The organism is Bacillus litorisediminis, assembly GCF_022808645.1.
Taxonomy (GTDB): Bacteria; Bacillota; Bacilli; order Bacillales; family JC228; genus Bacillus_BF; species Bacillus_BF litorisediminis.
Window position 1 is genome coordinate 24,934 of sequence record NZ_JAKZKT010000001.1, and the last position, 11,213, is coordinate 36,146.

An 11,213-nucleotide genomic window follows, 5' to 3' on the forward strand; every position below is an offset into this window, starting at 1 on the left:
TAAAATGAGAGGGTCCGGTCTTTTAACCCATTATGAGTCGGCTTCTTCTTTTATACTTGTTTGATTAAAGGAGAATACAGATTATGGAATCTGGCAGAAATCAGTTAAAGAATATGTCCTTATTTGCATTAACTTGGCCGATTTTTATTGAAATCTTTTTACACATGCTGATGGGGAATGCTGATACCCTTATGCTTAGCCAGTATTCAGATAATTCCGTTGCTGCAGTTGGTGTAGCTAATCAAATCCTTTATCTTATTATTGTGATGTTCGGTTTTGTAGCAACCGGGACTGTTATCTTGGTCGCTCAATATTTAGGGGCAGAAAGGGAATTAGAGGCTGGCAGTGTCTCGGTCGTTTCCTTATTTGCCAACCTTATTTTCGGAATGATTCTCAGCCTAATTCTGCTTATATTTACATCGCCTATTTTAAAAATGATGGATATCCCGGCTGAGTTAATGGCTGAAGCCAGCTCCTATTTAAAAATAGTCGGCGGTTTTGCCTTCGTTCAAGCCTTGATTATGACTGCAAGCAGCATTCTGCGCAGTTATGGATTTACGAAGGATGCGATGTATATCACGATCGGCATGAATATTCTAAATGTCATCGGAAATTATCTTTTTATTTTCGGACCGTTTGGAATTCCTGTATTAGGTGTCGATGGAGTTGCCATTTCTACCACGGTGAGCCGTCTGGCTGGTTTTATTATCATCATGATTGTTTTAGTTAAAAGAGCGCCAAATTCACTGCCAATCCGAACTATTGTCCGTCCGCTCCAACACTTTAAGGATTTGTTAAAAATCGGGATTCCTTCCGCTGGGGAACAATTATCGTACAACGCCTCTCAAATGGTGATTACCATATTTATTGCATCCCTTGGAACCGAGGATTTAACTACTCGTGTATATACACAAAATATTATGATGTTTATTTTTCTCTTTGCAGTTGCCATCAGCCAGGGCACGCAAATTATCATCGGTCATATGATTGGCGCAGGGAAAATAAGCGAGGCTTACGATAGATGCATAAAAAGTCTTAAGATTGCAATCGTGATTTCACTTGCAATGGCTATCGTTGTTTCCTTTTTCTCAAAACCGCTTTTCTCGATTTTCACTGAAAATTCTTCAATCATATCGCTCGGTTCATTACTAATCTTGATCACTATTATTTTAGAACCGGGTCGGTCGTTTAACCTCGTAGTCATCAATTCATTGCGGGCTGCTGGGGATGTAAAATTTCCAGTGTATATCGGGATTCTTTCGATGTGGGGCGTTAGTGTAACTCTTGCATATCTATTAGGAATTACCTTTGGCATGGGATTAGTCGGAATCTGGATCGCCTATTGTGCGGATGAATGGCTGCGCGGCATTTTAATGCTTTTTAGGTGGAGATCAAGGGTATGGGTGGATAAAGCTTTTGTAAAGGTGAGTGCTTAGTAGACAAATAGTGGAGGCCAGGGCTTTCTGATTTTGTTATTTAGCCCTCGGTTCTGCAGTTCGGTAACAGTTTTCTGAGTCCGATTATCCGCTTCTGTGTTCGGTTACCCTGCTCCTGAGTTCAGTAATCCGCTTCTCAGTTCGGTTACCCTGCTCCTGAGTTCGGTTATCCGTTTCTAAGTGCGGTTATCTTGCTGCCGAGTTCGGTTATCTCGCTCGTGAGTTCAGTTATCTTGTCCTGAGTTCGGTTACCCGCTTCTGAGTTCTGAAAAATCACCTATTCATCTATAAAATCAGCTCAAAATACTATAGATTCAGCTTCAAGCAGGTTCAATTACCCCCGAATTCAGATAAAACAGCTCAATCACCCAATAAACCAACATTAACTTCCGATATCCAGCCCCACACGAAAAAACCTTAGCTACTCGCTAAGGTTTTTTTCAGAATAAGAGAGCTTTCGCCAAACAATTCCTATCAATCACTCACCTGAACCCCATAATCAGTAAACCAAACATGAATTTGACCCAGATGAGCAAGTAACTGCGGACCAGACATCAACTGTCCATACCAGGGAATCGAGAAGGATTTGCCTTCTGACTGAACAAGTTCATTTAATTGATTTACATCAAAAAACTCATATAAAGGAGAATTGGAGTCTTCTAAAATTGTATGGAGCCATTTGGTTACCGCCTTCGTATAAGCAGGGTTATGAGTTTTCGGATACGGGCTCTTTTTGCGATACAAGACTTCATTAGGCAGCAGACCTTCTAGAGCTTTGCGTAAAATTCCTTTCTCCCGGTTACCCGCCATTTTCATCTCCCAAGGAACATTCCAAACATATTCAACAAGTCGATGATCTGCATAAGGAACCCTTACCTCCAAACCGCATCCCATACTCATCCGGTCTTTACGGTCGAGGAGATTAGTCATAAACCAAAGCATGTTGAGATAAAATAACTCCCGTCTTCTTTTATCCTCTCCTGTTTCACCATCTAAAACGGGTGTTTCATCTACGGTTTCTTGATATCTTTGCATCACATAGTCTTCTAGGTTTAGCTTGGAACGCCACTCATCTTTCAGCAAAGCTTGCCTTGCTTCTGTTGATCTCATCCAAGGGAAGCCGCTTCGATTTAAGTCATCCGCCCTGTAAAACCATGGGTAGCCGCCAAAGATCTCATCGGCACATTCTCCCGATAAACTTACAACAAATTCTTTTTTAATCTGTTTACAGAACCATAGCAATGAAGAATCGATGTCAGCCATGCCTGGCAAGTCACGTACATGAACCGATTCAACCAGATAATCAACAAGCTCTTCTTGAGAAATGACGCATCTATGATGAATGGTATTAAATTCTTTCGACATTTTTTCAATCCATGGCCCATCTGCATTAGGCTGAAAATCATTGGCTTTAAAAAATTCGTCATTACCCTCGTAATCTATCGAAAACGTATGGAGCTGCATTCCCTGCTCCCGATAATGATTAGCGGCAACGGCTGTAATGGCACTTGAATCTACTCCGCCTGATAAAAATGTACATAATGGTACATCAGATACAAGCTGTCTCGTCACAGCGTCCTTAAATAAGTATCGGATTTGTTCGGCAGTTTCAGCTAATGACGCTGTATGTCGTTCACTCTTCACATTCCAGTATCTCCAAATCTTTAATCCTTGAGTTGAGAGACTGAGAGCGTGTGCAGGCCTTAATTCCTTAATATCCCGAAAAACACCGTGCCCTGGTGTCCTTGAAGGGCCAAGGCCAAAGATTTCTGACAATCCTTCCCTTGTGACTATTGGCTTAATCGACGGATGAGCTAATAATGCTTTAATTTCCGAACCGAATACGATTCCGCTTCCTACTTCCGCATAAAATAATGGCTTTACCCCTAATCGGTCCCTGGCAATGAATACTTTTTGCTCAGCTTCATCCCAAACAGCAAAAGCAAATATCCCATTTAAAAAATCTACACATTTTTCTTTCCATTCAATATAAGCAGTAAGCAGAACTTCTGTGTCAGAATGTCCTTTAAAAGAATATCCTTTTATGAGTAACTCTTTACGGAGATCTTCTGTGTTATAAAGTTCTCCGTTATAGCAGATGGTATAAGCATTACCTTGATGCAGGATCGTCATCGGCTGCTTACCGCCCTCAGGATCAACAACCACTAACCGTTTATGACCAAATAAAACGTGGGGTCTGACAAAATAATTAGTATCATCTGGTCCTCGTTTTGAAAGAGTCTCAGCCTTATTTTGAACTATCTCAACATGAGAGGATAAGTCCTGTTTGAAATCAATCCAGCCTGTAATACCACACATAATATTTCATCCTTTCTACTCCAGTATTAATAAGGCAGGAAATGCATGCTGTTATTGTATGCTCTAATTGGGCTATTGTTCATTGTCCAAAATTCAGATTGGTTTAAAAGAGACTCGATTCGTCAAAAACGATAGTATACGATTATCTATTCGGTGGTAAAAGTTCCTAACATTTCATTAACCTACTCTTTAGATTTTTACACAACATGGAGGTTGCAGGACATATGGATGTAAGCCGTTATAAAATCTTTGAGCATCAATCCAGATCCTTTTCCGAGGGAACACTTGAATACATTAACGATCAATGGGTATTCTTTGATGATGAAAGCGAAGAGGCTTCATTATTGGAAGATTTTTTGTTCCAAGAAGTTGAGGTTTTTTCTAATCATAGATGGCGTAAAGGTAAGCTGATTGAAACTGATAAAGTAAAACTGTCCAACGAAATTTTTGACCTGCACAGTGCAACAAAAATAAGGATCCGTAAAAATCTGGTGTATTCCCTTGAAAGATTATTGGAGGATCTGCATGAGGATGCGTTTTTACAATTTGTTATGACATTAAACTCTATGGAGTTTTCGATTTATGATTGTATCTATTGCCACAATCACTTATCATTTCTTAAAGAGAAAAAAAATCAAAATGGTGTAAACATGATGATTTTTGATAATGGAGAAGTCATTTGTGCCGTTCAGCATCATTTTGAATACTTCAAAAGGATTAATGACCGCTTCGAATTTACCCTTAGTACAGGAAAAAGAGTCGTGATTGAAAAACTCGCTTAGCAAGAAAAGCTAAAAGCGCCTTGCTCAGCCCCGACAAGCTTAAGACATACCCCCGCAGAATGGGCCAGCCCTCCGGACGGGGATGGCTAGAGATGCGAAGAGCGAGACTGGCTTGCGCTAGACAGTTATCTAAATCGAGAAAAATTACATTTTTCGCCTATAATAAAGCTGAGCCACCCCCCAAGCGGGCTGCTCAGCTTTTTTTACATCGAATCAAATTTGGGCAGTGAGACCTTGCTGGAGTTCCTTTTCAAAAGCTGCATCCGTTAATGGCCGGCTGAAGTAGAAACCCTGGACATAATGACAGTCAAGTTTCTCTAATACCTCAACCTGTTCCTTTGTCTCAACTCCTTCAGCAACCACTTTCATATTTAACCCCTTGCCCATCATAATAACGGCCTGAACTACAGCCAAGTCAATCGTGTTCGTCGAAAGCTGGTCGATAAAGGTCTTATCAATTTTGAGCCGATTTACAGGTAAAGTTTTTAAATAGCTTAAAGAGGAATAGCCTGTTCCAAAATCATCAATTGAAAGATTAATTCCAAGCTGCTGGAGATCCTTCATGACCCTTAAACAATACTGCATATTGCCAATCATAACACTTTCAGTCAGTTCCAAATATAAGTATTCAGGCCGCAAACCCGTCTCCTCAATAACATTGGCAACATCTATAACGAATGCCGGATCCAATAATTGATGAGCGGAAACATTGACCGATATGGTCAAGTTACGATATCCTAACTCATGCCATTTTGCATTTTGCCGGCACGCCTCATTTAAAACCCATTTCCCGATTTCTTTAATTATTCCTATCTCTTCTGCAATCGGGATAAAAACGGCAGGAGGCACGTCACCATATTGAGGGTGATTCCACCTTAATAAAGCTTCACTCCCTGTGAATCTATTTGTCTGTATATCCACAATCGGCTGATAAACAAGGTGAAATTCATTTCGTTCTAATGCTTTCCGTAAATATCTTTCCATTTCAAGACGTTTTTTTGCTTTTTCATTTAACTCATTTGAAAAAAGCACAATTCTATTGCCGCCCATTAATTTGGCACGATTCATCGCTGTATCTGCATTTCGGAACAATGTTTCTGTATCTGTTCCATCTGTTGGATAAATACTGACACCGACACTTGACGTAACAAAATAATCTTGCTGGTCATATACGACTGGCTGCTTAATATTTTCAAAAATATGATAGGCTATTTCATAAAAATCCTGGTTCATTTCGCTTTTTGTGACCAATACTGTAAATTTATCCCCGCCAAATCTCCCCAGAAAAGAGCCTTTTGGCAATGAATTTTGAATCCGATAGGCCAGTTCTTTTAAAATATAATCGCCCGCATGATGGCCAAGACTATCATTAATTAATGAAAAGCTGTCCATATCAATAAACATCACTGCCAGAGACCGCTTTTTCTTAGCCGCCGCTTTGATTTGCTGACTTACCTTTTCCGTAAACAACGTCCGATTGGCCAGGCCCGTCTCCAGATCGTAATGGGCTAAATGGGTAACCTTTTCTTTCACTCGGATTTGCTCAGTTATATCGCGTCCAATTCCATAAATACCAACCATTTCTCCATTAACAATAATGGGGATATTCTTCATATTAAGTGTGTAATATTGTCCCGTTTTGGAAACCACTTCAAGATCATAGAACTGTTCTTTTCCCCGCATCGTCCGATAAAAATGCATTTTGACCTTTGCTGCTTCTTTATCCTGAATAAATTTAATCGCATTCTTGCCAATTAATTCTGATTTGTCATAGCCGAACACTTTTTCTAAAGCCGGATTGACACTGGTGAATCTCCCCTGTAAATCCGTCGAATAAACAATATCGGAATTATGGTCAAACAAAGAACGATAGTATTGCTCGGAAATCTGTATATTATCATGCATTTCCTGGAGATCCCTCGTAGAGGCTTCCATTAATTGAGTAAATGTACTCATCGTATACATTTGATTTGTTCTTATAAATTTTGGCAAAGGGGTTGCCTCTTTTTTGACTTGCTTCGTCTCACTTAATGCTATGTATGTAAGAACATTTCCATCTACACGAATTTTCTCATCAGTATCAACAATCTCTCCGTAAGCAAAAAATCCGATAGAGGGTGCAATTGTTTCAAATACAGCTAATTCATAAGATGTATAATCAGATAAAAACCGTCTTCTCGACATACAAGGAAAAACAAATATTGTTTCAATCGTTTGTCTTGCAAGTTTTCTCAGATTTTTTCCTGTTTGTTCCATAATTTTTTCTGTATCGGCGTATGCAAATGTTAGTTCATCGCCTTCTGAAACATCTTCACTTAATTGGATTGAACCATTATCGCCAATGTTTTGAATAAAAATCGGGTACTTTTCATCGTGATTTTTGATCAAAAAAGGAAATTCTGAACCGGATAAGGGGAGCCTTTCGACAAATTTTCCCCCTAAATACTGACGCAATATCTGTAGCGGCTTTTTATGCTCTAACGCATATACATTCGCTCCGCTTGCCTTTGTAATGACGAAGGGTCTGCCTACCTCTTTCCAGCTGAAATGGTTGCCGGTATATGCAGATAACTGGTTAGAATCTAATACAACTCCGGTAATTCCTTCTGTAATCACTTCATTCCCATCAAATACAAACGAAGTCACATACTTGCCATTATCACCAGCTAGTCCTCCCGCTATCTTTACTTGAGGCGCTGCCTTTTTTAATCCCTCCAAAAAGTAACCTGTAACAATTGCATTCACTGATGAATACAAGATGACGGCTTTTGAATCAATAGAGGTGTATGACGATCCTATCTCTTCACCAAGGAAGCTTGCATTAAACTTTTCTATATTTTTTATACTAAATCCTTTTATTTCTGTTTGATCAAAGACTGTACAGGAAATCAGGATCTCATTCGTAGTATGTTTACCGCAAGCAATTTCTCCATCAGTTGTGCTTCCGATTATAACGGCGGAAGGGAGATGAGTTCGTACAATTTTTCCGACCTGAAGAAGCAGGTCTTGGCGAACTTTCCCGCAAAATAGGTTCACCAGTACATTGGAATAGTCTGGAAGCTCATGCTCGTAAGAAAAGTCAATAAAGGCTTGCTCAGATTGGTAAAGCTGACTTACTGTTTTCACTAAGACGTCACCACCTCTTCACGCGTAAAAGAAAGAATTTACATCATATGTTCTCTTTCCATCCAACCCATATTTGAAGGAATTTTATAAAACACTGTATATATCCATTATCTATATCGGTGGAAACGTCAAACTATTTAAATTTTTATATCAAAAAAGAGGATTGATAGCTAATGATGCTTAAATTTTGGTTTCTCTTTGTAGGTATACCAGCGCCACATCCATTCAACTGGTCCGATTCTAAAGTAGGCAAACCATAGATAGCTGGCGGCTAATTGAAAAAGATATAATCCTATAGCCAGCAAAGTCCCTTCCCAAAGCTCTGCCCTGCCGTACCATCCGAGACCATAGCCGTAGAAAATCAACGTACAAATGATAGATTGGGATAGATAAATCGTAATCGACATTCTGCCGGCCCTTGCAAATGCTGTCAGGACTTTCCCTTTTTTTCTGTTAAAAAGCCCAATGCAAAGAAAGAAATATGCTACTGCCAAGATGGGTCCGCCTATCGAATCTTGCAGAAAAATAAATTCATATCGATATCCAGTAAATAGTGGTATTAGCTTTATAACTAATCCAACTGCTGCGAGAGTACATCCTGTTGTTAGAAAATAACGGGAAGAATGGGTTTCAATCCATCTTCCTTTCGCTAGCCCTGCCCCCAATAAAACCATCGGTAAAATAGAGACTGCTATGATTAAAGGTAATCCGATTCCGTTAAGATTGAGATACATCCATTCTTCTATTCGCATATTGGTAATTTCTATAAAACTTCCGTCCGCATAAATATGAGCAATTTGCTTAGTGTCTATCCCTGGACTCACCTCTTCATCAATCGGTACAAAAACCGATACTATCCAAAAAAGGAAAAATAGGAGAAGGTTCGGAATAAATAATAGCAGGCTGCCGATGGTGATCATTGTTTTTGCTGATCTCTTCAACAAGAATAGCAAACATAAGCCTGTGACCGCATAAGTAATTAATATATCCCCTGTCCAAATCAAAAAGGCATGGATTAAACCCACCCCTAATAGAAAAATAAATCTTCGAAGCAGGGTATGACGCGGATGCAGCTCCAATTGTTTCGATTTCTCCATAATTTTTATGGCACCAAAGCCAAATAAAAGCGAAAAAAGCGGATAAAAACTGGCCGCCACAAAAACTTCTAAAAATAAAAAAAGAGATTGATTAATGTCTCCTTCCCAGTACGTATAGGGATTAACAACCCAAACATAAGGAGAATGAAAAGACATCATATTGATCAATAAAATACCCAAGAGAGAAATCCCCCGGGCCACATCAATTCCAACGATTCTTTCCTTTTCCACAGTATTCATTTTCACTTTCATGTTCCTCCTTCCGCTTCCAATTATGTCCATTATATCGGTTTTCTGCCTCATTTAGAATCGCCTGGAAAATAGGCGTTTGTATCACATCTTCGATCGTTTCTCATACATTAATATCAAAAGCCCGCGAGTGTAAGGGAAGAGGTGTTTTGCGAATGCCTGCCGTTGTTGGAATTGTTCAAGTTAATAGTATCGGGAGCAGTTCTGTTTTTCATATAGGGGATGTTTTTTCAGTTGCACCTCAGTCTGTAACTAAAACGTTCGCTGGAGCAGGTTCTTTTAATACTGGTGACGGGTTATACGTTGTCAATCACTACAGCAACACAAACGCGTATGATCAGGAAGGAATTGATATGCCAATTGCATTTACGTTATAGGATCAATTTTTTTATTTTATGAATAATAGGTGATCGTATGAATTTTTATATTCAGCAATCTATTTATATCCATATACTGCGAGTTGGCAGTGTAACGAACTCATCTGTTTTACAAATCGGCAGCTCAGGATCGATATCGGCAAATGCCTATCTTTATAATACTGGCGGATATGTACTTCCGGCACCAGAAGCTGATGCTGCAGCTGGGCCTGTTACACAGATAACAGGCGAGCAGCCTGGTGTTGAACCTTCACTCGTTCCATTAGGCGCACCAACTCAATAGTTTAAGGAAAGGCGGGATTGCATGTACCAACCCTATTCCTATGCGGATTCATATCGACAAGTGATTGAGAGACACCAGAAAAAAATTCAACAGCTGGAAAAAGAAATTCTCGAACTAAAAAAAATCGTAAAAGAGCTTCGATCACAGCCTTCTTTAAAAATCGACCGCATTGAATATAAATTTGACCAATTAAAAATTGAGACCTTAGAAGGTACATTGAATGTAGGCATTTCGCCACAGGATCTGCAAAATATAGGCGATCTCTCGACTGGACAGCATCCTGTTCCTTCATCGGTCTACGATCCAAAACATGTAATGATTCACGATTTAATTGAGGAAAAATTAAAACAGTATATGGATGAATCGGTTCCGCAAATCATTTACGATACACAGGATCAGCTTGGAATGCAGCCAAATGAGTCTTACCTAGAATTGATTAGCCAGGATATTAAGAATCAATTAAAAACAAGAATCCAGTTTCATATCAGGCAGCTTTCGCACCAAGTAATGGAGAAGGAGCCAATAGAACAAGTGGCGGAAATGGTAGCTGCCCGAATCAAAGGTGAAATACAACAAGGCATCTTCTCATTCCTGTCACGCTTTCAATCTAATGAAAAAGGAGAGAATCCTAATGATGCAATTTAATGTGCTGAATCGTGAATTATCGGTTGGCTCTATTAAAATAGATGCCGTTACGAGTGCTTCTTTAGTGCAGATTGGCGATTCAGAAACGATTCAGCTCGCAGCTACTTTTGATACTCCTCCAGAATCATTGATCATCGGACCTTTTGTGCCGCTTTCACCAGAAGGGTGATCATCGATGTGGAAAAGAATTTCCCATCTTAATTGTTTGTCTTCCAATACGGTCAGCTTTAGTTCCCTTCTCCGCTTAGGGGATACCCATACGATTTCATCACGATCAGATGTATTTGCTGTGCAAAGAGAAGAAGAAATTTTTTTCGGTTATGAAGGACCCTTTGAAAGGCACGAAACCTCTATCTTTACTGAACCAATTCCATTGCCCCCCAAGGGGAATGTTCAAGCTCATTTTTATCAATATAACCCTGGTATTTTCGTCAATAACCTAGATATTACGGCAACATCAGCTTCTTCAATCGTAAAGGTCGGAAATATCGGGAAAGCCTATATGGAATCAAGAGTCAAGCATATTCGCCAATTAAAGCCAAAGGAGAACGATTAATGGGTGAGTCACATAGAATAAAGTGACTATAGAGAGAAGAGGATGTTGGCTATGCCTGCCATAGTAGGACCTGTTCAAGTCTTTTCGGTAAGTGGTGGCGAGGTTCAGTTTGGTGATTCGTTTTATGTCTCGCCTAAAAGCAGTCACAAAACGATTACCGGGTCAGGAACCCATAATACTGGACCTTTTATCATTACCAATAATTTCCTTAGCGCGAGCAACTATATCGATTTAAATGCAATCGATCAGCCTATTACAGGAAATGCATGATGCTTAAATTTGTCACTCGCAGCAAAATAGCCGACAGAGGCTTTCCTCTGTCGGCTTTTAAACGTTACTTATT

The 11,213-nt window shown here is 39.6% G+C and carries 11 protein-coding genes; 8 read left to right on the plus strand and 3 right to left on the minus strand.

Annotated elements, in window-relative coordinates; genetic code table 11:
- Positions 1-83: 83 nt before the first annotated feature.
- Complete coding sequence (locus tag MLE14_RS00130) at positions 84-1,436, plus strand: MATE family efflux transporter (RefSeq protein ID WP_243296220.1); 1,353 nt, start codon at positions 84-86, stop codon at positions 1,434-1,436.
- A 474-nt stretch (positions 1,437-1,910) separates the two neighbouring features.
- On the opposite strand, the gene asnB is transcribed toward MLE14_RS00130, so the two are convergent.
- Positions 1,911-3,755 (minus strand): asparagine synthase (glutamine-hydrolyzing), encoded by a 1,845-nt coding sequence (gene asnB, locus MLE14_RS00135; RefSeq protein WP_243296221.1) that lies wholly within the window; start codon positions 3,753-3,755, stop codon positions 1,911-1,913.
- A gap of 224 nt (positions 3,756-3,979) precedes the next feature.
- Between asnB and MLE14_RS00140 the strand changes: the two genes are divergently transcribed.
- Positions 3,980-4,537, plus strand: coding sequence for a DUF2777 domain-containing protein (locus MLE14_RS00140; protein WP_243296222.1), 558 nt, complete (start codon positions 3,980-3,982; stop codon positions 4,535-4,537).
- A gap of 213 nt (positions 4,538-4,750) precedes the next feature.
- Here the strand turns inward: MLE14_RS00140 and MLE14_RS00145 are convergent, their stop codons facing one another.
- The gene (locus MLE14_RS00145; protein WP_243296223.1) at positions 4,751-7,663 is read right to left on the minus strand and encodes an EAL domain-containing protein; all 2,913 of its coding nucleotides are present in this window, start codon (positions 7,661-7,663) and stop codon (positions 4,751-4,753) included.
- Positions 7,664-7,833: 170 nt separating this feature from the next.
- Positions 7,834-9,000, minus strand: coding sequence for a DUF418 domain-containing protein (locus MLE14_RS00150; protein WP_243296360.1), 1,167 nt, complete (start codon positions 8,998-9,000; stop codon positions 7,834-7,836).
- 164 nt (positions 9,001-9,164) lie between these two features.
- Between MLE14_RS00150 and MLE14_RS00155 the strand changes: the two genes are divergently transcribed.
- The 6 genes from MLE14_RS00155 to MLE14_RS00180 are packed head-to-tail and all read left to right on the plus strand — an operon-like array spanning position 9,165 to position 11,140.
- Positions 9,165-9,386, plus strand: coding sequence for a spore germination protein (locus MLE14_RS00155; protein WP_243296224.1), 222 nt, complete (start codon positions 9,165-9,167; stop codon positions 9,384-9,386).
- 37 nt (positions 9,387-9,423) lie between these two features.
- Positions 9,424-9,669: a spore germination protein GerPB gene (locus tag MLE14_RS00160; protein WP_243296225.1), complete on the plus strand. Its 246-nt coding sequence runs from the start codon at positions 9,424-9,426 to the stop codon at positions 9,667-9,669.
- A gap of 21 nt (positions 9,670-9,690) precedes the next feature.
- Positions 9,691-10,314, plus strand: a complete 624-nt coding sequence (gerPC, locus tag MLE14_RS00165; protein ID WP_243296226.1) for a spore germination protein GerPC — start codon at positions 9,691-9,693, stop codon at positions 10,312-10,314.
- The gene (locus tag MLE14_RS00170; RefSeq protein ID WP_243296361.1) at positions 10,304-10,483 is read left to right on the plus strand and encodes a spore gernimation protein GerPD; all 180 of its coding nucleotides are present in this window, start codon (positions 10,304-10,306) and stop codon (positions 10,481-10,483) included. Before gerPC ends, MLE14_RS00170 begins: the two co-directional genes overlap by 11 nt.
- A gap of 6 nt (positions 10,484-10,489) precedes the next feature.
- Complete coding sequence (locus MLE14_RS00175) at positions 10,490-10,870, plus strand: spore germination protein GerPE (RefSeq protein ID WP_243296227.1); 381 nt, start codon at positions 10,490-10,492, stop codon at positions 10,868-10,870.
- A 51-nt stretch (positions 10,871-10,921) separates the two neighbouring features.
- Positions 10,922-11,140 (plus strand): spore germination protein, encoded by a 219-nt coding sequence (locus tag MLE14_RS00180; protein ID WP_243296228.1) that lies wholly within the window; start codon positions 10,922-10,924, stop codon positions 11,138-11,140.
- Positions 11,141-11,213: the final 73 nt, after the last annotated feature.

What these genes read in the sequence shown, in the direction of transcription:
- MLE14_RS00130 (WP_243296220.1), top strand. Translation starts at nt 84, where the DNA reads ATGGAATCTGGCAGAAATCAGTTAAAGAATATGTCCTTATTTGCATTA.
- asnB (WP_243296221.1), bottom strand. Translation starts at nt 3,755, where the DNA reads ATGTGTGGTATTACAGGCTGGATTGATTTCAAACAGGACTTATCCTCT.
- MLE14_RS00140 (WP_243296222.1), top strand. Translation starts at nt 3,980, where the DNA reads ATGGATGTAAGCCGTTATAAAATCTTTGAGCATCAATCCAGATCCTTT.
- MLE14_RS00150 (WP_243296360.1), bottom strand. Translation starts at nt 9,000, where the DNA reads ATGAATACTGTGGAAAAGGAAAGAATCGTTGGAATTGATGTGGCCCGG.
- MLE14_RS00155 (WP_243296224.1), top strand. Translation starts at nt 9,165, where the DNA reads ATGCCTGCCGTTGTTGGAATTGTTCAAGTTAATAGTATCGGGAGCAGT.
- MLE14_RS00160 (WP_243296225.1), top strand. Translation starts at nt 9,424, where the DNA reads ATGAATTTTTATATTCAGCAATCTATTTATATCCATATACTGCGAGTT.
- gerPC (WP_243296226.1), top strand. Translation starts at nt 9,691, where the DNA reads ATGTACCAACCCTATTCCTATGCGGATTCATATCGACAAGTGATTGAG.
- MLE14_RS00170 (WP_243296361.1), top strand. Translation starts at nt 10,304, where the DNA reads ATGCAATTTAATGTGCTGAATCGTGAATTATCGGTTGGCTCTATTAAA.
- MLE14_RS00175 (WP_243296227.1), top strand. Translation starts at nt 10,490, where the DNA reads ATGTGGAAAAGAATTTCCCATCTTAATTGTTTGTCTTCCAATACGGTC.
- MLE14_RS00180 (WP_243296228.1), top strand. Translation starts at nt 10,922, where the DNA reads ATGCCTGCCATAGTAGGACCTGTTCAAGTCTTTTCGGTAAGTGGTGGC.